A 21,688-nucleotide genomic window follows, 5' to 3' on the forward strand; every position below is an offset into this window, starting at 1 on the left:
GGAAAGTTCAGTGCGAAATCGGTATGTGCATCTGCTCTTGATCATGGCGGCCACGGCGTTTTTTGGCGAATTGAAGATGAACCCGTTTGACGATTCGTCGTTTCGCTTCTCGTTGGGGACGACCTGTTACTTTTTTGGCTTGATCTGGTTTCAGCAGTTGCGCGTGTTTGAAACCGGCGTGTGCGTGGGGGGTTTTTTGCTGCTGTTTCGGGTGTTCCTGTCCCACAACCAAGGGCACGGATGGGACGAAGCGTTGCTGTACCACTTCCCCTCCACCGTCTACTACATGCTGTTTGCGCTGGTGCTGACCTTCACGAACTTGCGGCGGCACTTGGAGAAGCCGTGGATGGTCGGAGTGATCGGCGCGGGCGGCGACTTGGTTGCCAACATCGGCGAGTTGACGCTGCGCGATGCGCTCGGGGCGCAGTACTCGTTTGATTTGCATACGTTCCTGATTCTGGCGCTGTTCGGATGTTTGCGGTCTTTCTTCGTCGTCGGGCTGTACAACATGCTGATGATTCGGCAGTTGCGCTTGCTCGGCGATCAGCAGAAAGCGCAGATTGAGCACTTGGTGCTGCTGAACTCCTCGCTGTACGAGGAAGGGTTCTACCTGCACAAGTCGATGGGCCACATCGAAGACATCACCCGCAATTCGTACGACCTCTACAAACAGTTGATCCAGCAGGAGAAAGCAGGCTCGCTTCCTCCCGGTTACTCCCGCCACGCGCTCTCGATCGCCGAAGAAGTGCACGAGCTCAAAAAAGACTCGCAGCGCATCCTGGCCGGTCTCGACAAACTCTTGCGCCAAGACACGATTGAAGAGCGACTGTCGCTTCGGGACCTGACGCTGCTTGTCGTGCAGGCGAACCGCAAGTACGCGGCGATGCACGGCAAAGAGATCGAGTTTCAATGGCTGTGCGACGTCAACATCGAAACCAACCGCACGTACGCGTTGGTCTCGATCTTGAACAACCTCGTCGCCAACTCCGTGGAAGCGATCGGGCACAGCGGTCGAATCGGGCTGGAAGTCCGGCTTGCGGACGCGTTTGTGGAATGGACGGTCTGGGACAACGGCCCCGGCATCCCCGACGAGGACGCCGCGTACGTGTTTCAACCGGGCTACACCACCAAGTACGACACGCAAGGCAATCCCTCGACCGGCATCGGCCTCTCGCACTGCCTCGATCTCGCCGCTTCGCTGTGCGGCAGTTTGGAGATGACGCGGCGGGCGGGTTTGACGCAGTTTTTGCTGCGGATGCCGACGTCAGAACTTTTACAAAAAAAACGAGAGGAGTGGATCTCATGAACTTCTATCTCATCGAGGACGACCCCGCCACCCGCCGCATGTTGGAGCGGATCTTGATGGACGGAGAGCTCGGCGACGTGATCGGAACGGCGTCTTCGGGACTGGAAGTGACGCTTGAAGACGTGCGCGGCGCCGACATCGTGCTGATCGACTTGCTGATGCCAGGCCGTGACGGCATCCAGACGATCCAAGACTTGCGCGGGCAGGGCTTCAACGGCCGCTTCGTGATGATTTCACAAGTTGAGAACAAAGAGATGGTCGGCGAAGCGTATCTCTGCGGCGTGGACACGTTCATTCACAAGCCGGTCAACCGCCTCGAAGTGCTCTCCGTGCTGAAGCGCGTCATCGAGCACATGCAATTGGAGCAATCGCTCTCCACGATTCGCCGCTCGCTCTCCGTGCTCGACGGGCACAGCGGGTCGGGGCGGGCGCTCGCGGCGGCGGCGAGCAAGGCGTTCGCCGATCACGCGCACGATGTGCTGACCACGCTTGGCATCGCGGGCGAATCCGGCTCCGGCGACCTCTTGAAGATCTTGGCGTACCTCCACGACCAAGAAGGCCGCTACGAAGTGCCAGTGCTCAAAGAACTCTACCAAGCGGTCTTGACCGGGCTTGAGCCTCGCATCTCCGACGAGCAGTTGCAGCGCGAGATCAAAGCGATGGAGCAGCGGCTGCGGCGCACCGTCTTGCAAGCGCTCGGGCAAATTGCGTCGATCGGCTTGACCGACTACGCCAACCCGACGTTTGAGCAGTACGCCCCGCGCCTGTTCGACTTTCAAGACGTGCGCACCCGCATGAAAGAAATCCAAAACGGGGAAAAAACCACGCGGTGCCGTTTAAACATCAAAAAATTCCTCACCGCGCTCTACACCGAAGTCAAATCGCGCAGTGAAGACGCATAATGTAGAGCAACGTAAAACAAATAGGCGGCAGGTTCGCTTCCGAATTCGGAATGAGCCTGCCGCCTAGGTTTGGGTTTCCATCAGCGTCTGATCCATGAGATTAGTGGAGTACCTCCGGGATGTCTTGGTCGAATGCTTCGCAGAGCATCAGTTCACGGCGCAATTCTTCGAGGCGAATCTTCGCGTCTCGCACCGCGTCTTGGTCGTTCGCCTCCAGCGCGTCGGACAGCGTCACCAATTCGTAGTCCATCTCCAGTTTCAGCACCGGAATGCGTTGCTCGATCTCCCGGCTCTTAAACGCACGAATCACATCGTCGCTCGTGATGCGAATCGGCTTCTCATACACGATTTTCTTGCGCGGTCCATGCAGCTCCATGATTTGCAGGGCCTCCCCGTTGTGAAATTTGGAAATCAAGATCGGACCTTCCGAGATCTGCTTCACGACGGCGTGCCCCTTGGTGCGGATCAATGTATATTGGAGGGCGTTGACCAGTCGCTTGTCTTGCAAGACCACCGATCCCTTCAGCACGAAGCCCCCCTCTGCCGGTTGGAAGTGAAACTCCTTCTTCTCAATGCCCGTGGTGGCTACGAGGACGACGTCTTCCGAACGATCCTTCCAATAGAGAGACACCCCGCCGGAAGCCAATTGACCTATAAATTGCTCCAAATCAGTCTTGCCAAGCACCAAGTTCATGTCGCAGTACTCAGCTTGATGGAAATGGTTCTGCATCTTCATCCCCTCCCTTGGTTTTATTATACTCAATATTCTGACTTTTTGCCAGTACAAAAGACCCACCTTTTTAGTGGGTCTTTCGGCTTTTTTTGGGTTTTTTTGCTTCGAGATTAGAAACCGTTTACAGCCTTGTAGGCGTTGACGCGGCCGTATTTCCAGTAGGTGCCGGTGCCGGAGATCGCGTCGGACGTGGTTTCCACGCGGCTGATGACGGAAGCGTTGGAGTACGCCAGGTTTTTCGACCAGGTCAGGGACATCAGGCCCGCGACAACCGGAGTTGCCATCGAGGTGCCGGACATCGTGGTCGTGCCGCCGCCCAGTTTCAGCGAGAGGATGTTGGAGCCAGGAGCTGCCACGTGCACCCAGGAACCGTAGTTCGAGAAGGAAGAGCGAGCGTCGGTTTCGGTCGTGGACGCGACCGCTACCACGTTTGCGTACGCAGCCGGATAGGATTTCGTCGTGGAGTTGGAGTTGCCTGCCGCCGCCACGATGATGACGCCTTTGCCGTACGCGTAGTTGATCGCGTCTTGTTGCGCTTGGGAGAACGTGCCGCCGCCCAAGGACATCGAGATGACGTTCGCGCCGTGGTCGGCCGCCCAACGGATGCCGGAGGTGATGTCCGAATCATAACCGGAGCCTGCGGAGTTCAGAACTTTGACCGGCATGATCTTCGCGTTCCAGTCCACGCCCGCGGTGTTCGTGGAGTTGTTGGTGAGCGCCGCCGCGATGCCCGCGCAGTGCGTGCCGTGGCCGTGATCGTCCATCGGGTTGGTATTGAGGCTGACGTAGTTGTACCCGGCGACGAGTTTCGATTTCAGGTCGGCATGGTTCAAGTCAACGCCGGTGTCGATGATCGCGATCGTGCGCGAAGTCGTGCCTTGGGTGATGTCCCATGCTTGCGGAGCTTGAATTTTCGGCAGATGCCATTGCGAGCTGTAGGACGGATCGTTCGGAGTCGCGTCGATCGTGTAGATAGCGTCTGCTTCTACCGCTTCGACGTCCGCGTCCGCTTTCAGTTCCGCGATATATTCATCCACGTGACCGGCCGGAACTTTCAGAACCGACCAGTTGCCGCCGATGTTGTGATCTTCGGTGAGGCCGTGCTTTTGCGCCACATTCGGATTTGCGAGTCCGGTCTTGGTTTTGACGAGGATGCGGTCCGGAGCTTGCGACTTTGCTTGAGACTTCGCTTGCGAGACTGCGTTGCCTTGCTCTGTGGATGCTGCAGACGCCACGCCCGGAACGACCGATGCGAGGACTGCAAATGCTGCCAGAGTGCCAACCAATTTCTTGTTGAACTTCGCCATTGTGTGAACCTCCCGTTTTTACTTTAAATTTTTGTGAGTGAATTAACCTCACACCCAAAGTATAAACGGGACACAATCTCACCTGCAATTTTGAAAAACTCCAATCTGGGGAGGTGACATCCGTTTTCTTTCCGTTTTTTAATGATTTCTTCAAAATTCTCTAAAAGAAAATTCTAAATATTTTCGACAAACTTTCACAAAAAAAACACCCTGTCCATTACGGAAGGGTGCGTTTCGGGAGCGGGCGCGCTTCGAGGCGGTTGATCGGGACGCCCTGCTCGGAGAATTTTTGTTCGTACTCGGTCATGATGTTGCCCTCGGCCCACTCGGAGTTGTGCAGGTCGAGCGTGATCTTGGCGAGCTTCCAATCGTCTTCCGCCAAGGAGTTCAGCGAGAACTCAAACAGCGGGCGGTTGTCCGTTTTGAAGTGCAGGTCGCCGTCCGGCTTCAGCACTTCGCGGTACAGTTTCAAAAAGCCCTCGTGCGTCAAGCGGCGCGAGGCGTGGCGGTTCTTCGGCCACGGGTCGGAGAAGTTCAAGTAGATGCGCGAAACTTCGCCGGGGGCGAAGATGTCGTTCAAGCGCGACGCGTCGGCAGGCGTGACGACGAGGTTCTTGCCCGCTCCCGCCATCTCGGCTTTGTGCCCGACGCGGCCGAGCAAGAGGTATTCCAGCTCGATGCCGATGTAGTTGATGCCGGGGTTTTGCACCGCGTGTTGAGAGATAAACTGCCCCCGTCCGGTGCCGATTTCGATGTAGATCGGGTTGTCGTTGCCAAACAGTTCATGCCAGCGGCCTTTGTATTTCGTCGCCTCTTGGATGATCCGGCCTGCTTCGATGTACGTATGGTATTGTCGCAAAAACTTGTCGCGTCCGCGAATGCGCATAGGGTTGTCTCACCTTTGTCCAAGAATCATTGCCTTCCAGAATTATAGTGTCTGTCTGTAGTCTGTGCAAGGGTTTCCAAGGCAATGCTTGGTAGAGAACACAACTTTTTACGAGAGGTGCGGACGGAGTATGGTCAACGGATGGTACGGGTGGCCGCTGGAGCGCGTGTTGCTGGTGCTGCTGGGGCTGATGTACTTTGCGATTTTTGTGCAGGTCACGATCTTTCATTACCGCCAGAATTTCCGGCATTGGTCGATGTGGGTGCCGGTGATCGCCACGCCGATCGACGCGCTGGCGTGCGAGACGTATGCGTTTTGGACGCCGCAGTGGGTGTGGCTTGTGCTGACGATCCTGCTGGCGGTGTCGCTGGTCGCCGGGATGGTCGGCTCGTTTCTGCATTGGCGCGGCATCGGCGAGCGCGTCGGCGGGTACGAGATGCGCAACTTTCTCGTCGGGCCGCCGGTCGCTTTGCCCGCGATGATCACAGGGACGAGCGTGCTCGGTCTCGTCATCCTGTTCTGGAGGTGAGGTCATGAGCGAGTCCATGAGCGAGTCCATGAGCGAATTCGAACGTTTGCGGACGCACTACCCGAACTATGACGTGATGCGCGAACAGGAGCAGTGGGACGAGCACACCCGCGAGATCGTGCAGAAGCGGTTGGAGACGCTTCAGACGTACGCGAAGTTGACCGGCGAGGAAATTCAGCTGATCAAAGCGATGGCGGCGCTGTTTCTCGACGACAACCGGTCGGGGCTGTTGGCGTATGTGGTGAAGCATTTCAATGCGAAACTCTCCTCCGACATCGGCGAGGACCAGCGCAAAGTCGGCGTTCCGAAACAAAAGGACTTGATCAAGGACGGCTTGGCGGCGTTGGACGTGCTCGCCGAATCGGAGCACGGCAACGCGTTTGCCAAATTGTCGCCGGAGCAGCAGACGTCGATTCTTGTGGGGTTGGAGCGGGAAGTTTTGACGCTTCGGACGCGGGAGGGACGCGAATTGCCGGCGCGTGCTTTTTTTCAAAAGATGCTGACCGAGACGGTGAGCGCGTACTATTCACATCCGCAAGTCTGGTCGGAAATCGGCTACGGCGGGCCCGCCTATCCGCGCGGGTACTACCGGATCGAGTTCGGCTTGACCGATCCGTGGGAGGCGAAACGAGATGCCTGAGGAGCATGATCCGATTCACCATCATGTCTGCCACTATGACGGCGCGCGGTGGGACGATCTCGACCACCGCAAATACCCGCAGGAAGCCGATGTCGTGATCGTCGGCGCGGGCACGGCGGGCGGCATCTTGGCGTATGAGTTGACCAAGATCGGGCTGCGCGTCGTCGTGATCGAGGCGGGACCGTTTTGGAATCCGCAGAGCGACTTTGCGTCGGACGAGTTGTCGATGACGCACTTGGGTTGGCAAGACACGCGCCTCGTCGACGGCAACAACCCGCTGCGCATGGGGCACAACAACTCCGGGCGCGGCGTCGGCGGCGGGTCGGCGCATTGGACGGGTGTTTTTTTGCCGTTTCATGAGAGCGATTTCCGCATGAAGACTGTTGAGGGCGTCGGGGCGGATTGGCCGCTGCAGTATGAGGATCTGGCGCCGTTCTACAAGTACATCGCCAAGGAGATCGCCGTCTCCGGGCCCAAGTCGTTCCCGTGGGGCGCGTACCAGGGGCCGTTTCCCTATCCGGAGCGCGACCCGCTCTCGGCGAATTCGGAGATGTTTCGCCTCGGGTGCGAGCGCTTGGGCATCCGCTCGGTCGTGACGCCGCTGGCGATCAATTCCGCGCCGTTTGACGGGCGGCCGCCGTGCATCAACCGGGGGTTCTGCAACCAAGGGTGCTTGCCGAACGCGAAATATTCGTCGCTCGTGCATCATGTGCCCAAAGCGATTGCGCAAGGGGCGGAGTTTTTGACCGATTGCATGGTGACGCGCGTGGAACTCGATGAGCGGGGCCGGGCGCAGAGCGTGATTTTTACGCATGACGGCGAGGAGTATCGGCAGCGCGGGCGCGTGATCGTGCTGGCGTCGTTTGCGGTGGAGACGCCGAGGCTGTTGCTGAATTCGAAGACCGCGGGACACCCGGACGGGCTGTGCAATTCCAGCGGGACGGTCGGCAAGTATCTGATGCCGCATTCAAGCCATGACGTGTACGGGAAGTTTGAGCAAGAGATTCGGCTGTACAAAGGCACGCCGGTGATGGCGACGACGCAGGATTTCTATGAGACGCGGTTGGATCGCGGGTTCATTCGCGGGTATACGCTGCATGCGCACGGGGCGCGCCCGATGGCGATGAGCACGGGGTTGGCGCGCGATGCCGGCGTGTGGGGGCGTCGATTGCGCGAGACGATGCTCGACTACAACCACTACGGGCGGGTGACGATGGTCGGCGAAGTGTTGCCGGACGCAAACAACCGCGTGACATTATCGGACGAAGTGGACGAGTACGGGATGCCGATGGCGAAAGTGACGTTCTCGTATGGAGAGAACGACTTGAAGCTGATCGACCATGCGGTGGAGCAGATGAAGGCGATCCTCAAAGCGGCAAACGGCGAGCCGGAGTTCGTCGTGTCGGACACGGCGCATCTGATGGGCGGCGCGCGCATGGGGGCCGATTCGCAGGATTCGGTCGTCGACCAATGGTGCCGGGCGCATGACGTGCCGAACCTGTTCATCTGCTCGGCGGCGGTGTTCCCCACGTCCGGCAGCGGGAATCCGACCGCGACGGTGATGGCGCTCGCGGCACGCACCGCGCACTACATGATCGACGAGTTCAAACGAAACAACCTGTAGGAAAAAACGGAACTGTCCCGCGTGAACGGTGGCATGCTCATAAGGGCAAACGCCCTCATGTGACAGTTCCGTTTTTTACAAAGAAATAGGCAGACTCCCGAGTAGGAGCCTGCCTTTTTTCGCCCTTGAGATGGCGGGTGATTACTGTGCCGCTTTGCCGGAGAGGATGGTCTCGATCTCTGCGATGTCGTCTGTACTGAGTTGAACGTCGATCGCTTTGACGTTCTCTTCCACTTGCGACGGACGCGAAGCCCCGATGATCGCCGATGCCACGTTCGGCTTGCGCAGAACCCACGCCAGCGCGAGTTGCGCCATCGAGCATTCCTTGCGCTCTGCCACCAGTTTCAGCGCGTCCAACTTCGCAAAGTTCTCGTCGGTCAGGAAGCGGTTGACCATGTTCGCCGCCTCCGTCGTCGCGCGCGAGCCTTCCGGTGCCGCTTGACCCTTGGTGTACTTGCCCGTCAGAACGCCCTGTGCCAGAGGGGACCAGACGACTTGGCCGACGCCCTCGCGCTCGCACAGCGGGAGAACGTCCTTCTCGATGTAGCGCTCCAGCATCGAGTATTGCGGTTGGTTCGAGATGATGCGGTCGAGCAGCTTGCGGTCGGCAATCTGCAGCGCCTCTTGAATCTGCAACGCGCTCCACTCCGAAACGCCCGCATAGAGGATCTTGCCCTGCGTCACGAGATCGTCGATCGCACGCAGCGTCTCTTCCAGCGGCGTTTCCACGTCGAAGCGGTGGCATTGCCAGAGGTCGATGTAGTCCACGTTCAAACGCTTCAGCGAAGCGTTGACTTGCTCAAAGATATGTTTGCGCGACAAGCCGCGGTCGTTCGGACCGTCGCCCATCGGCCAGTACGCTTTGGTCGCCAACACGTACGAATCGCGTTGGTACTTCGCGAGCGCGCGCCCCACGACGATTTCCGCTTCGCCCCGGCGGTACACGTTCGCCGTGTCAAAGAAATTGATGCCCAGCTCATACGCTTTGTCGATGCAAGTCTCCGCGGTTTGGTCTTCCACCGTACCGCCGTACGTCAACCAAGACCCCAGCCCGATTTCCGAAATCTTCAGACCGGAACGGCCCAAGTTGCGGTATTTCATTTGCGTCATGTCAAGAAGCACCTCCGTATGTAAGAACTACCACTGTAGAGGATTCGCCTCGTGCAACCGTTTCCCCTCCCTACACTTTCGCCCACAGTTCCTTCGGGTTGAATTTGTACAGGTTGTCGTCCCGCGTCATATGCCGGTTGATGATGAATTCGCGGCGGATCGTGCAGGGGTCGTCGTGAAACTGCCGGATGTACGCGTCAAGCTCCTTCTCCGGATACACACGCTCGGCGTCGAGTCCGGCGAGGAGATGCTCGAAGATGAACAGTTTCTTCTTATGCTGACTGGGAATGTTCTTCAGCCGCCCGTCCTCTGTAAAAAAATCCCGCACCGCTTTCTCATACGCCTTCGGATATAACTCTTTCATCATTCCGGCTTCCCTCCATATTTCATGACCATCTAATTAGATAGTATTCGAATTCGCTTCTCTCTGTCAATGATGCTAGAATAAAAAACTGAAGCAAAGCGAAAGGAGTCTTCCGCATGCACGATACCCCGGAGAAGACTGTCTATGAAATGATGGGCGGCGCGGACGCGATCCGCAAATTGGTCGACGCGTTCTACAGCCGCGTGGGCAAGCATCCGGACTTGATGCCGATCTTTCCGGACGACCTCGGACCGGTTGCCGACAAACAGTACCTCTTCCTCACGCAATTTTTCGGCGGGCCGACGCTGTACTCCAACCAGTACGGGCATCCGATGCTCCGCGCGCGGCACATGCCGTTTGAAGTCACCCCGACCCGCGCCAAAGCGTGGCTGTCCTGCATGAGCGAGGCGCTCGACGAAATCGGGCTCAGCGGCCCGTTGCGCGAGTTCGTGTACGACCGCCTCACGCAGACGGCGTACCACATGGTCAACTCGCACGACGCGTAAAAAGCACAAAAAAACCAGTCTTACGCCCCGCTTGCAAGCAGGCAACGTGCGGCTCAGCCGACACACAGAAAAGGTCAGCCTCCAAATTGGAAGGCTGACCTTTTGCTGTACGATCGCATGTAAAGTCGCGCCCCCAAAATCGGCGGTCTGACTTTTTACGAAGGGTCCTCGTCAGGCTCTTGTTCTTTCAGACGCCCGACACGCTTCAAAGACTCCCGCAGCAGGAGTTCAATGTGTGCGTTGACGCTGCGAAACTCGTCGCCGGCCCAACGCTCCAACGCCTCATAGACCTTGGGGTCGAGCCGGAGCGGAAACTGCTTCTTGGCCATGCCGCATCCCGCCCGTCTAGTAGAGCGATCCGGCGTTGACGACAGGTTGGGCGCTGCGCTCCGAGACGATGGCGACCATGAGGTTGTTGATCATCGACGCTTTGCGCTCTTCGTCGAGCTCGACCACGCCCTCTCTCTGCAGTTTCTCAATCGCCATCTGCACCATGCCGACCGCCCCTTCGACGATCTTGGCGCGGGCGGAGAGAATCGCCGCCGCTTGTTGGCGCTGCAGCATCGCGTGCGCGATTTCGGCGGAGTACGCCAAGTGCGTCAAGCGCGCTTCCAACACTTTGACCCCGGCGATCGACAAGCGGTTTTGCAGATCGAGTTGCAGTTGCTCCGCGATCTCGTCCGGATTGGCGCGCAGCGTGAAGCCGCCGCGGTCGTCCAACGTGTCATACGGATAGTAACTTGCGATGTGGCGCAGCGCGATCTCCGACTGGATCTCCACGAAACGCTCGTAGTTGTCGACGTCAAACATCGCTTTGGCGGAGTCGACCACGTTGAACACGATGACCGCCGCGATTTCAATCGGGTTGCCGTCCACGTCGTTGACTTTCAGCTGCGACGTGTGGAAGTTGCGCACGCGCATCGAAACTTTCTTGCGCAGAGTCAACGGCATCGTCCACCAGAACCCTTCTTGGCGCAACGACCCCAGATAGCGTCCGAAGAACATCACCACATACCCTTGGTTGGGCTGGACGATCTGCAGCCCCGTCATCGAGAAAATCCCCAACAACAGGAGAATCACCGCTCCAATCGCGCCGGGCACGCCTCCGTTGACCCCGGAGACGATCGCCAAGACGAACAATGCCAGCACGAGCAAGACTCCGACGAATCCGTTTAACGCCCACGCTTTCCGCTCTTGCATGAACCCTCACCCTTTCCATGTCCGTTTCATTCTCAGTTTATTCTCAAGTGATATCATTATGATATCATACGAAGCCCCAAATCAAAAGTCGCACCCAATGAAAATAAGAAAAAACCACCTGAGCAAAGTCAGGTGGTTTTCCTTAAAGTGTATCCAGATGCCGCAAGGGTAACCTCAGCGGGAGGTGCGCGAGCGACTGCACATGAGGTGTATCACGGAAGTTACGCGAGCAACTGCGCGAGGGTCTCGCGGGAGTTCGTAAGCTTGTCCACATCGACCGTTGCGGAGAGCGCTTCGAGGATGCCTGCGAAGTACTCTTCCACTTCGGACGCCACGCCGAGCTTGCCGTCTTGGACGGTTGCGAGGAGAGCGGCGGTGTAGAGGTCCTTGAACCGGCGGCTTGCCGCATCGAGGTACGCTTGCACAGGAGCTTGCAGTTGCTTGTCCAACGCGTCCTGCATCCCCTGCTTGCCGTTGCGTTCAAAAAAGTCCTTGGCGGACTTGAACAGCCCCAGCGTGCTTTGGAAGTCTTCCGGACGGTATGTCGGCAGCGTTTCTTCAAACTCCGGCGTCTCAAACGAGCGCGGTTGGTACGGCTCCAACTCCAGTTTCGGCGCACTCTCGCGCACGGCGTCGCCCATGCGGTCGGCGAGGCGTTTCGCGCTGTGGTTGACGTGCTTCTCGACGCGCAGCGCCGTCGCCCGCATCTCTTGGCCGAGCGTGTAGCCGATGTAGCGCACCAGCTCGTCGAGTGCGGAGCGCAGCGCTTTTTTCAGATCGCGTCCGTCGTCTTGGAGCACGGCGGGGTTGAACGATTCCTTGAACATGTCGCCGAAGCGGAAGAACAGACGTTGCTTGACATAATAAAGCAACTCGTCGATCTCCTTCTCCACGGCGCGCTCTTCGGAGGACGTTTCCACCGCGTGCACGCCTTGCAGGGCTTTTTGCTTCGCGGTGTCGGCGGCGAGGAGTTTTTGCGCGCGCACGGACTCGTCTTCGTTGGCGGTGGAGATCAGGTCGTCGAGCGTCGTGACGGCGCGGCGGATTTCCGAGACCGCCGACTTCACGGCGATCTGGGTCAGCTCTTGGATCGTGAAGGAGAGGAAGTCCTGCTCAAACTTCGCAAGCCCCGACAGCGCGAGGGCTTCCGCTCCCGGCATCAGTTCGCCTTCGACCGTGTTGGTGCGCTGGCGGTAGACTTTCTCTGCGGAGCCTTGCAGCTTGCCTTTTTCATGCAGGCGGGCAAGCAGCGCGGTCTGCGAAGAGACCGGGTAGATGCGCGGCATGGAAATTTGGCAGGCGACGAGGTTTTTGCGGACGTGGTCGACGACGCCGCGCAGTTCGTCTTCGTCCTTCGCCAAGTCGGACGCGTTGACGATGAAGAACATCTTGTCCATCTCAAACGTGTCTTTGACGCGCCCGAGCTGTGTCAGGAAGTCGCGGTCGGCGTTGGAGAACGCGTGGTTGTAGTACGTCACAAACAGCACGGCGTCGGCGTTCTTGATGTAGTTGAACGCGACACCGGTGTGGCGGGCGTTAATCGAGTCCGCTCCCGGCGTGTCGACGAGCGTGATGCCTTGGGCGGTCAGCGGGCAGTCGTAGTAGAGTTCAATCCACTCGGCGAAGCACGCTTTCTCTTCCTTGGCGACGAACGCTTTGAACTCTTTCATGTCGACGAGCAGTTCGCTGCCGAGGTGCTCGCGAATCGGTGCGAGGCCCTTGGCGACCGCTTTGAGGAACGAGAAGTGCGGTTTCGCCGTCGAGAGCACTTGCGACGGGTCGAGTTTGGCGATTTCGTTGTGCGCATCGTCCAGCGTCGAAGCGGCGAGTCCGAACACGGCGAGCGATTGCTGCACGTCGGTCGTGATGTCGCTCTCCGATTTGATTTTCACGCGGACACTGCCGTGCGGGTATTGGTCATTGGGCGGCAGGATTTTGTTGATTGCGGCGGTGGTCGGGTTCGGCGACACCGGCAGCACCATCTCGCCCATCAGAGCGTTCGCAAACGACGACTTGCCCGCCGAGAACGCGCCGAAAAGCGCCACGGTGAACAAATTTTGCTCCAATCGTTCCGCGCGCTGGATCATCCCCTGCGCCATCGACTTGAGGCCGGTCAGTTCAGCGGTCACATCGGCCGCCGTGCGCAGGCGGGCGGCCGTGAGACCGAGTTGAGACTTGAAATCTTCCATCGTGCCTTACTTCCCTTCTTCTCCAGTCAGCACGCGCAGAAGGCGTGCTGTGTAGTCTTTTTCCACAGCTTCGAGGTCGGCGAGCGCTTGTTGTGCGCCCAGCAGGCTGTCAGCGGCGGCGAGTTGTTCGCGCAGTTGAGCGCCTCGCTCCTCGGCTTGGGCGTTTGCAATCTCCACGGCGCGTTCGGCAAAGCGCGACGCTTCCTGCCGGTAGAGTTGCTTGACCTCGGCGGAGAGGTCCTTGGCGTACTGGTACATGTATTCGTCGGAGGACAGACCGCCCTCTTTGACGACTCCGGCGAGGAAGTCCAAGTCGAACGACACGTGGAAGTGATCGTACACCGATTTCGCATACGCCTCGTCGCGGATGCCGAATCCCTCCGGCACTTTCACGAGCAGTTCGCGGATGTGCCAGTCGATGTTCGCTTTGACTTTCTCGGCGAGGTCAGCGTGCAGCGCTTGCAGGCGGCTCTCGATCTCCGCTTGCGTCTTGCGCGCGGAGGCGAGGAAGCCCGCTTTGAAGCCCGGTTTGCGGCTCTTCAGATAGTGGCCCGCCAGTTCGGTGGTCTGGAACGGCGTGATCTTGGCGTTGTCGAGGAGCGAGTTGATCTCCTTCTTCAAGCGTTCTTGCAGATCGAGCGGTGCAGCTTGCAACGCTTGAAGTTGCTCGCGGGCTGCTTCGGCGGTCGCGAGCAGTTCGTCGGCGTTCTCGACGGCGTCGAGTTGCGCTTGCAGGTCGCCGCGCTTCTCGGCGTTGGCCGCCGCCTGCACTTTGCGGTGCTCGTCGATGAGGTAGGCGGCGGAAGAGACGATGCTGTTGACCAACAGCGCGTCGCGTCCGGCGAACAACTCGCCGATTTTCTCTTGCAGCGCTTCGAACATGTTCTCTTCATGATCCGGCTCATGCAGCGTGGTAAAAAACAACCCGTCCGGCTCGATGCCCCAGTTGCCGAAGCCCTCGATCACCGAGTCGCGGTAGTCGTCAAACGACAGCTCAAAGTCCATGTGCTTGTCGATCTGGTTGACGACGAGGTAGACCGGCTTGCCGCGGTCTTTGAGCGTCTTGGTAAAGGAGAAGTTCAACTCCGATTGCACGTGGTTGTAGTCCATGACGTAGATCACGACGTCCGCCAAGTGCAGCGCCGATTCGGTCGCCACTTTGTGCGCGTCGTCGGTGGAGTCGATCCCCGGCGTGTCCATGACGGACAGGTTCGGGGCGAGCAGGTCGGACGGGTGAGCGATTTCAATCGATTCGACGGTGGTGCCGTCGACCGCGTAGTTTTTGATCTTCTCCAAATCCTTGGCGACGTCGAATTCGAGGTAGTCGCCGTCGGTGAGGTACGCGCGGGCAAACGACTCGCCGCCGCGAATCTTCACGACGTTCGCGGACGTCGGGATCGGGCTCGACGGCAGGATGTCCGCGCCGAGCAGCGTGTTGATCATCGTGGACTTCCCGGCGGAGAAGTGGCCGCAGAACGCGATGGAGAATTCGCCGGAGGTCAGTTTTTGAATCAAGTCGCGCATCTTCGCGGCGTGTACCGCATCGCCCGCACGCTCCATCTGCTCGGCGATCCCGCTCAAGCGGGCGTCAAGGTTCTCGTGGCGGACTTGCAGTTGCAGGGTCTCTATACTAGAGGTCATCGGAAAAACTCCTATCTATATACTCCGAAATAAAACTCTTCCGTAGATGATTCTATCATGGGTTTACAAGATACGCACGCAACAGCGGAAATGTGAAAAAAACAACAGTAGCAAATGCCGACAAATTGTGCCCCTTTCCCTCCGGTGGGCGATCGTTTAGAATGAGAAGGTGTCTTTTCTTCATGAAATAACTCAGTAGGAGTGAATATAGAATGGCAGACGTAACGGAAATGATCGAAACCGAAACTCCAAACGAAGAACTCGCCGTCGAGAAAGCCGAACGCAAGAAGCTGGAACTGGAAGACAAGATCCTGCGCTATTTCCAGAACAAAGAGATCGAAAAGGAACGCAAGGAAGAGAACAAAATTCTCTTCGAAGAAATCGAAGCGTTCTTTGAAGGCATGGAGGACGTCGAGGACGATCTCGTGCTCCCGTTGCCCAACGGCGAATTTGCCGTGCTGTCCAAGAAAGCGTATGTGAAGGACATTTTTGACAAGGACGCGCTCGCCAACGAGCTGCTGATCGCCAAGGACGAACTGAAAACTCCGTTTGACTACTCGATTCTCACGTCGCAGGGCAAACTGACGCCGGACATGATCTCCAAACACACCTCGACCGAAACGATCGTGAAGATCCGCTTGTCCAAGCGCAAGACCAAGCCCAAGAAGAAGAAAAGCGAGTAGCACGCAAAAAAAGCCCCGCGCAGCGAGATGTCTGCGAGGGGCTTTTTGGTGTTCTGCCGAACTTCCACTGAATCCTAGTAGTAGAAGACGGTGGAACCCGGGTAGTAGTAGGAGGTCATCCAAGACCAGGTCTTGCCGTTGTCCGCCCAGTAGTGGGTACCGTTTTGCGACATGATGTTCGTGCCCGGGATGGAAGAATCGTAAGAGCCTGCACGATATTGGGTTTCGAACATCACGCCGGAAGAGTTCAAGATGCCGATGCCGGACATGTTGTCAACAGCGGTCGTGGTTGCGGAGTAGCGGGAGTTTGCTTTGTACACTTGGGAGTTGACGGTGTTGTCAACGTCGCAGTTGGAGTATTTCGGGTGCAGGATGTGGTACCAAGCGTACATTTTGACTGCGATTGCGCCTGCGTTGAGGGATTGAGCCGGCCAGGAGCCGATCCACTCGTTCGGGAGCACGTCGATGTTGTAGTCATACCACGGAACGACCGATACGGAAGAGATCGGGTTCGCGGTGTTGTTGTTCGCGCGGATCCCAACGCGGATCGAGGTCGGCTTGGTGTACGCTTCCGGAGCGACCAGCGAATTTTGGTCCACGATCAGTTTGGTGCCTGCGGTTACAGCGCCCGGAGTTGCGTTGGACGGGCGTTCCGCCACGTCGACGCGGACGACTTTGCCGTTTTCTTTGACTTCTTTGACAGCCGGAGCTGCCATTGCGGACGATGCCATGAGCGACATCGCAGCGGTCATCATGACCAGTGCAGTTGCCTTTTTCATTGGTAGTTTCCTCCCTGTTCTCTAATGTGTATGTTTGTTCTCCGATCAAAGATCGGAAAGTGAATCCCCTAATGACGCATGCTGTCGAGCAGCACGGGCAGGTTCGGCGCCGGTTGAATCGCTTCGCCCTGCTTTTCTTGATAATCGGCAGAGACTTCCTTGAGCTTGTCCACGTGAGAGTACTCCACGATCTTATACGGAGAGTCTTGCTTTTCCCGCGCCACTTCGCACAGACGGTAGTTCTCGCCGTCGGAGTCGTTGTCTTCGAGCAGATGGTAGAGTTCATAGTTCACTTCGACGTAGAAGTAGCGGGCTTCCACGTATCTCGTGTCTTTCGGCGCTTGGTCTGTCATGTCGTAGATCCGCTTGACTTGAACCGTCTTGAAATTGCGAAGGGCAATTCGGTCATCCAGTTGGTAGACCCCTTGCATTTCCTCGCTCATCAAGTCCATCACTTTGTCGATGTCCTCGCGGTCCAACGCGTCCAAGTAATCCCACAGCACATTCTCCGCCAGCGACGTCGAATCCGCCTTCGTAAAGTGAAACTGGGTCTGCACCGGAGCCGCAGCAGCGGTCTGCTCAGACGATGTCGCCGATACAGGTTTCGCGCCGTCCGCGCTCTCCCCGCATCCTCCTGCGCCAAGCATTGCCACCAGACATGGCACCGTCAACCACCAGCGCATGCGTTTCATCTGTAACAGTTCTCCTTCCAAAGAAAATATTCATTCACAAATCAGACAAATGAAATAACTAACCCTCGATAACAATATACTACATTGATTACCTATTGTCTATTGATTTTTCAGGCTTTACACAATAAATAAAAAGAGCCCGACGAATCAGGCTCTTGCTTTGTGAACGGACCGGGGCAAGTTACTTTTTGACCCCGAGTTCGTGGATGATGCGGTTGTAGGAAACGGCCTGTTTGTAGAGCGGCAGGGCACGCGGGTTGCTTCGTTCGTAGTAGAAATCGGCAAGCAGCACGCAGACGTCATACGCCGGGATGACGGCGCGGTTTTGGTCGAACAGCTCCAATGCCTGCTCATAGAAGGCGGTCATTCGCTCTTCGTCACCGAGCAAACCGTACGTTTTGGCATGGAGCGCCAACATCCGTCCTTCGAGCAAATAGTGCAAGCCGAGCAACCCGCCTTCGCGAACCAGCTCCAGCACTTGGTCGGCGTACTGGAGGCTCGCTTCGAGATGGTTGGCTTTCTGCGCCCATTCCGCAAGGTTCATCAGCGGTTGGCACATCACGTATCGGTCGTTCAGCAGTTCGAAGGAAGTCATCGAGCGCTGCAAGTATTGGTGGGCCGTCGTCAGGTCGCCCTGTTCCATGTACCAGCAACCGATGTTGTTTTCCAGCGTCCCGATTTCATGGATCAAGTTGTTGCTTTGCGCTTCTTGAAGCAGCTCTTCCATGATCTTGCGGGCTTCCTCCGGACGTCCGAGCTTGTTGGCGAAGGCGGCTTGCATCGATTTCGAGCGGATGCGGTATTGGTGTTTGCCGAGCGCTTCCGCCACTTTGGCGGATTGGTCGGAGTAGCGGTAGCCGGTGCGCCAGTTTTGCATGTAGAACATGCAGTCTCCGATTCGGTAGAGCACGCGGGCGTAGAGGTCTTCCGCGACGGGCTCCACGCGCTGCAACAGCGTGTCCGCTTGCAGGTACTGCCGGAACGCTTCGACGAGGTCGCCGGTAAACGCGTACGCCCGTCCGTACTCGATCAGAAGATCAGCGCGCGTGATCGGGTCGAACTCGCCGCCGTCGGTCAGCGTCTCGCGCAGTTTTTCAAGCGCCGCTTGGTACTTGCGCTCCGTCATGTTCAAGAGATAGCATTCGTAGAGCACCGCTTCGGCGTGCAGGTCTTGGTAGCCCGCTTGTTTGGCGCGGGCGACAACCGAGCGGATGCGCTCGAACGCTTGTTTGTAGTTTTGGGCCACCGTGGCTTTTTTGGTGAGCTCAATTCCTTCGCGCAATTCGTCGCGGAGGGCGTCGGTGGTCCTGAGTTGTTCGACCGCCACGCCCAAGCGTTCCGCCATGATCTTCAGATGCTCCGCTTTGACTTGCGCTTTTCCGTTTTCGATTTTGGAGAGTTGCGAAACGGAGCAGAGTCCGTCGCAGAGTTCTTCTTGGCGCATGCCTTTTTGCAGGCGGTACTTTTTTAAGTTCTCGCCGATGTATTGCATGAGCTCTTGAGGTTCCGTCATGATGTTTGCATCCTCCTCTCCGACACCAGCCCGCGGCGGGCCTGTTCGAACCGATGGTTGTATTCGATCGCGGCGGGGATACGCCCCGGTCGATTTGCCAATCGGTATCGTTTCAAGTTTTCGCCGACAACGACGTGCACGTCTATTCACCCCAACCAACGGCCTCTTTGTATCGTTTTTCATAAGCAAACGCCCGGGCGTACATCTCCACCGCGTCCGGGTCGTTCTGCTCTTCCAGGAGTTCGGCGATCTCCACCGCCGTTTCGTAACTTTCCTCGTACGCGTGATGAAGTTCATAGCGCGCCAACGCGCTTTGGAGCCATTCGAGCGCTTGTTTGGTTTTGCCGCGACGCCTGCACAGCTTGGCGCGGATACGCTCCGTCCTCGACTCATAGAGATACGCGGCGGCCTTCACCGACGCGTTCAATTCCTGCACCTGTCGAAGCCAATCGTCCGCTCTGCCCTCTTGCCCCTCGCTTGCGGCGACTTCCGCCAATTCCACGTACGGCAAAATCGAAAGAAACGGGTGTTGGTCGATCACCAGTTCCAGATGCGTCACGGCGCGCTCCAAATAGAGCCGCGCTTGAATCAGGTCCCCGTCCACACGATAGAGCAGACCGAGGTTGACGCAACTCCCGCCGACTTCCGGCACCAATTGATTCTCTTCCGCTTCATGGAGGTTGCTGCGAAGCAGCGCATAACTCTGCTCCCTCTCTCCCATCCAAAACAGATTCAACGCCATCATCGTCGCAGTCCGCAAACGCCAGAGGTGCTTGGACTGCTCCCTCGCCAGCCGGTTGGCTCTGGAGGCGCGCTGATACGATTCGCGATAGTCTCCCAATTCATAGAGCAAGTCGCCGTGTTGGCAGCACAGGTCCAACTCACGGGGATGTCCGGGCGGGATCTCGCGCAACAAAGCATCCGCTTTCCTCAAACAGCGCAACCCCTCCGCTTTGTTTCCCCCGTGCAGATATGCCTTCCCCAGTTCACACCAAACTTCGCCCTGACGAAGCACTTCCAACTGATGAGGAGACGTTAACAGCCCGTTCAGCAAGAGCAGCGCGTCTTGCCAACGCAACAGCTTGCTGGACATCTGGGCAGCAAAAAAAGTCGCCTCCCCGCACAAGTCGTCATATCCGTGGGCGCGGGACTGCTCGATGACGGCGCGCGCCATCTCCAACGCCCGTTCTTGCTGCCGGGCGGCGGAAGCGCGTTCGGCGATCATCAACTGTTCTTGCAGCCGCTCCAGATAGGAATCGGACGTAAGCAGCCTCTCCACAGGCATGCCCAGCCGTTCGGCAAAGCGCCGCCACTGGTCCGGTGTGCCTTGCGCTTTGCCGTTTTCCAACTTGGAAAGTTGGCTGACGCTGCAAATGCCCGCGCACAGTTCCTCTTGCTTGAGGCCTTTGAGCAAACGGTGTTTTTTTACGTTTTGACCGGGAGTGAACGTCTGTCCCGCTTCTTGCGACAAACTCCTCACACTCCTCGTTCTTCATACGATTCAGACGATCAGTGGTTCCTCGAACTATTTTCTCCGTACTCTATTATACTAGGATGCTCAAATTAATTAAGTCCTGAAACAAAAAAAGCGCCGCATCGGCTTCCCTTGCGCACGACTCGGCGCGCGTGCGGGCGATGCGGGCTTGGCAGAGGTACTTGGCGCCGGGAGTTTCCGGCAAGAGCTCTTCTACGTCCTACAACCAGCGCTCAGCTTCGGCAAATTTACCCTCGCGATCTGTGCTTTGCCGGTTTGCATGTCCATCACCCCGCAAAAATCCGATCATATTTCCGGGCATATTGCAAAGACAGCCGATACATCTCCAAGGCTTCCGCGTCTCCTCGCTCCTCCAAGAGATCTGCCAGTTCGGCAGCCCGTTCGAACGCTTCACGCGGAGCTTGGTGCTCTTCGTAAATGCGCAACGCCTCTCGCAGATGCTGAATCTGCTCGGACGTTTTCCCCTGCCGTTTGGCAGACTCCGCCCAAATCTCACAAGCCACCCCTTGGGTCAGGTAAGCCGCGCCTTGCGGGGAGGACTTCAAAATCTCATCGGCGCGGGACAAATACTCCTCGGCCGTCCGATATTCTCCCATCGACACATGATATTTCGCAAAAATCAGGTACGGCATGCACCAAAAAAATCCATTCTGCACATCCTGAACCAATTCCATTCGACTCAACGATTTATGCAACACCTCACGCCCTTCAGACATTCTCCCCATCACAAGGTACGTAAGCCCGAGATTCGTCAGGTACAGCGCTTCCTGAAAAACAAACTGGTTCGCCGCCGCTTCTGCCACCACCGCCTGAAAGTGCTTGGCAGATTCTTCATAAAGCCCCAACTTCGAAGCGGCCGTCGCAACATGGCCTTGACACGCGATGCGCCACTCAAGCGAGTATTCCGGCTCCTGCGACATACGCAGGGCGATTTCGGCACAGCGAAGGGCTTCCCGGTAATCTCCCATCGTGAACAACTGATCGCTTTTCATGTAGTACAACTTCATGTACTTCGGGTCTTCCAGAAGGCACTCGTCAAATGCGGCTTGGGCCTTTCGGTAATACTGACACCCCTGCTCCACCTGTTTCATTCTCACATACGCGACGCCTAACAATCCCCACAACTCGAACCGTTCCACTGCGGAGAGGTGGCTGTCATACGGCAAAAGCTCTTGCAACGTTTCCGCTACTTCTTGCCATTGACTCAAGGCTTTATAGTTTTTAACCTCGTCCAAAACGACTTTCACATACAAATCTCTTCGTTTCTCCGGGTCGATGCTCTCCCGAAGACGCTTTAAGATCGCAAAAGACTGCTCCGGCTTTTTCAGATGAAAAGCTTTTCTGGAGAGTTGTATCTGTTCTTCGACTTCGTGCGCAAAAAAGTCTTCGCCCTGCAAGGCCCCCACCGGCACGCCAAACCGACTCGCAAATTCCTGCACTTGCGAATCGGTTGCTTGCGCTTTGCCGGTTTCAATCTTGGAAAGTTGGCTGACACTGCAAATCCCTCGGCACAACTCTTCCAATTTCAGGCCTTTGCTCAATCGGAATTGTCGAATCCGAGTCCCTATCATATCCCCCTGCACCCCCGT

22 protein-coding genes are annotated in these 21,688 nt (G+C 57.4%); 7 read left to right on the forward strand and 15 right to left on the reverse strand.

Translation table 11 applies throughout. From position 1 onward, the window contains the following. Positions 1-10: 10 nt before the first annotated feature. Positions 11-1,306, forward strand: a complete 1,296-nt coding sequence (locus EL26_RS03670) for an ATP-binding protein (RefSeq protein WP_038084607.1) — start codon at positions 11-13, stop codon at positions 1,304-1,306. After that, positions 1,303-2,208, forward strand: a complete 906-nt coding sequence (locus EL26_RS03675) for a response regulator (protein WP_038084609.1) — start codon at positions 1,303-1,305, stop codon at positions 2,206-2,208. The genes EL26_RS03670 and EL26_RS03675 overlap by 4 nt, the downstream gene beginning before the upstream one ends. A 100-nt stretch (positions 2,209-2,308) precedes the next feature. Here EL26_RS03675 and EL26_RS03680 read toward each other — a convergent pair whose 3' ends face one another. The 3 genes from EL26_RS03680 to trmB form a co-directional block, all read right to left on the reverse strand. Further along, a complete protein-coding gene (locus EL26_RS03680) occupies positions 2,309-2,938 on the reverse strand; it encodes a hypothetical protein (RefSeq protein WP_038084612.1) in 630 nt (209 codons plus the stop codon). Between the two features lie 113 nt (positions 2,939-3,051). Further along, complete coding sequence (locus EL26_RS03685) at positions 3,052-4,248, reverse strand: S8 family serine peptidase (protein WP_038084614.1); 1,197 nt, start codon at positions 4,246-4,248, stop codon at positions 3,052-3,054. 217 nt (positions 4,249-4,465) lie between these two features. Beyond that, positions 4,466-5,134 carry a tRNA (guanosine(46)-N7)-methyltransferase TrmB gene (trmB, locus tag EL26_RS03690; RefSeq protein ID WP_038084616.1) on the reverse strand — a complete coding sequence of 223 codons (669 nt, stop codon included), beginning with the start codon at positions 5,132-5,134 and terminating at the stop codon, positions 4,466-4,468. A gap of 130 nt (positions 5,135-5,264) precedes the next feature. On the opposite strand from trmB, the gene EL26_RS03695 reads away from it, so the two are divergent. From EL26_RS03695 to EL26_RS03705, 3 genes are read left to right on the forward strand one after another with little or no spacing between them, the layout of a single operon-like run. Beyond that, complete coding sequence (locus EL26_RS03695) at positions 5,265-5,663, forward strand: hypothetical protein (protein WP_038084617.1); 399 nt, start codon at positions 5,265-5,267, stop codon at positions 5,661-5,663. A 4-nt stretch (positions 5,664-5,667) separates the two neighbouring features. Then, positions 5,668-6,303, forward strand: coding sequence for a gluconate 2-dehydrogenase subunit 3 family protein (locus tag EL26_RS03700; protein WP_202962843.1), 636 nt, complete (start codon positions 5,668-5,670; stop codon positions 6,301-6,303). Continuing rightward, entirely contained in the window at positions 6,296-7,927 is a 1,632-nt protein-coding gene (locus EL26_RS03705; RefSeq protein WP_038084618.1) for a GMC family oxidoreductase, read from the forward strand. Before EL26_RS03700 ends, EL26_RS03705 begins: the two co-directional genes overlap by 8 nt. Before the next feature lie 141 nt (positions 7,928-8,068). Here EL26_RS03705 and EL26_RS03710 read toward each other — a convergent pair whose 3' ends face one another. Together EL26_RS03710 and EL26_RS03715 are read right to left on the reverse strand one after the other, a co-directional pair. After that, positions 8,069-9,028 carry an aldo/keto reductase family protein gene (locus EL26_RS03710; RefSeq protein WP_038084794.1) on the reverse strand — a complete coding sequence of 320 codons (960 nt, stop codon included), beginning with the start codon at positions 9,026-9,028 and terminating at the stop codon, positions 8,069-8,071. Positions 9,029-9,107: 79 nt separating this feature from the next. Further along, positions 9,108-9,404, reverse strand: a complete 297-nt coding sequence (locus tag EL26_RS03715; RefSeq protein ID WP_238546044.1) for a DUF2087 domain-containing protein — start codon at positions 9,402-9,404, stop codon at positions 9,108-9,110. 113 nt (positions 9,405-9,517) lie between these two features. Between EL26_RS03715 and EL26_RS03720 the strand changes: the two genes are divergently transcribed. Continuing rightward, entirely contained in the window at positions 9,518-9,907 is a 390-nt protein-coding gene (locus EL26_RS03720; RefSeq protein ID WP_038084622.1) for a globin domain-containing protein, read from the forward strand. Positions 9,908-10,062: 155 nt separating this feature from the next. Here EL26_RS03720 and EL26_RS24405 read toward each other — a convergent pair whose 3' ends face one another. The 4 genes from EL26_RS24405 to EL26_RS03740 all read right to left on the reverse strand — a co-directional run bounded on the left by EL26_RS24405 (position 10,063) and on the right by EL26_RS03740 (position 14,937). After that, on the reverse strand, positions 10,063-10,236 hold the full coding sequence (locus EL26_RS24405) for a type II toxin-antitoxin system antitoxin (protein ID WP_038084623.1): 174 nt from the start codon (positions 10,234-10,236) through the stop codon (positions 10,063-10,065). 16 nt (positions 10,237-10,252) lie between these two features. Next, positions 10,253-11,107: an SPFH domain-containing protein gene (locus EL26_RS03730; protein ID WP_038084625.1), complete on the reverse strand. Its 855-nt coding sequence runs from the start codon at positions 11,105-11,107 to the stop codon at positions 10,253-10,255. Between the two features lie 221 nt (positions 11,108-11,328). Next, a complete protein-coding gene (locus EL26_RS03735; RefSeq protein WP_038084626.1) occupies positions 11,329-13,296 on the reverse strand; it encodes a dynamin family protein in 1,968 nt (655 codons plus the stop codon). 6 nt (positions 13,297-13,302) lie between these two features. Continuing rightward, the gene (locus tag EL26_RS03740; protein WP_052035952.1) at positions 13,303-14,937 is read right to left on the reverse strand and encodes a dynamin family protein; all 1,635 of its coding nucleotides are present in this window, start codon (positions 14,935-14,937) and stop codon (positions 13,303-13,305) included. A 212-nt stretch (positions 14,938-15,149) separates the two neighbouring features. Here EL26_RS03740 and EL26_RS03745 point away from each other — a divergent pair, with 212 nt between their 5' ends. Then, positions 15,150-15,620 (forward strand): hypothetical protein, encoded by a 471-nt coding sequence (locus tag EL26_RS03745; RefSeq protein WP_038084628.1) that lies wholly within the window; start codon positions 15,150-15,152, stop codon positions 15,618-15,620. 74 nt (positions 15,621-15,694) lie between these two features. On the opposite strand, the gene EL26_RS03750 is transcribed toward EL26_RS03745, so the two are convergent. The 6 genes from EL26_RS03750 to EL26_RS03770 all read right to left on the reverse strand — a co-directional run bounded on the left by EL26_RS03750 (position 15,695) and on the right by EL26_RS03770 (position 21,670). Continuing rightward, positions 15,695-16,399, reverse strand: a complete 705-nt coding sequence (locus EL26_RS03750) for a SpoIID/LytB domain-containing protein (protein ID WP_052035953.1) — start codon at positions 16,397-16,399, stop codon at positions 15,695-15,697. A gap of 68 nt (positions 16,400-16,467) precedes the next feature. Next, the gene (locus tag EL26_RS03755) at positions 16,468-17,091 is read right to left on the reverse strand and encodes a hypothetical protein (protein WP_038084630.1); all 624 of its coding nucleotides are present in this window, start codon (positions 17,089-17,091) and stop codon (positions 16,468-16,470) included. A 181-nt stretch (positions 17,092-17,272) separates the two neighbouring features. Beyond that, a complete protein-coding gene (locus tag EL26_RS03760) occupies positions 17,273-18,604 on the reverse strand; it encodes a helix-turn-helix domain-containing protein (RefSeq protein ID WP_038084632.1) in 1,332 nt (443 codons plus the stop codon). Positions 18,605-18,746: 142 nt separating this feature from the next. Then, positions 18,747-20,075 carry a helix-turn-helix domain-containing protein gene (locus tag EL26_RS03765; RefSeq protein WP_038084634.1) on the reverse strand — a complete coding sequence of 443 codons (1,329 nt, stop codon included), beginning with the start codon at positions 20,073-20,075 and terminating at the stop codon, positions 18,747-18,749. Between the two features lie 73 nt (positions 20,076-20,148). After that, positions 20,149-20,283, reverse strand: coding sequence for a hypothetical protein (locus tag EL26_RS26405; protein ID WP_274518866.1), 135 nt, complete (start codon positions 20,281-20,283; stop codon positions 20,149-20,151). Between the two features lie 82 nt (positions 20,284-20,365). Then, positions 20,366-21,670: a helix-turn-helix transcriptional regulator gene (locus tag EL26_RS03770; RefSeq protein WP_081856958.1), complete on the reverse strand. Its 1,305-nt coding sequence runs from the start codon at positions 21,668-21,670 to the stop codon at positions 20,366-20,368. Between the last annotated feature and the right edge of the window lie 18 nt (positions 21,671-21,688).

The organism is Tumebacillus flagellatus, from assembly GCF_000714935.1.
GTDB lineage: Bacteria > Bacillota > Bacilli > Tumebacillales > Tumebacillaceae > Tumebacillus > Tumebacillus flagellatus.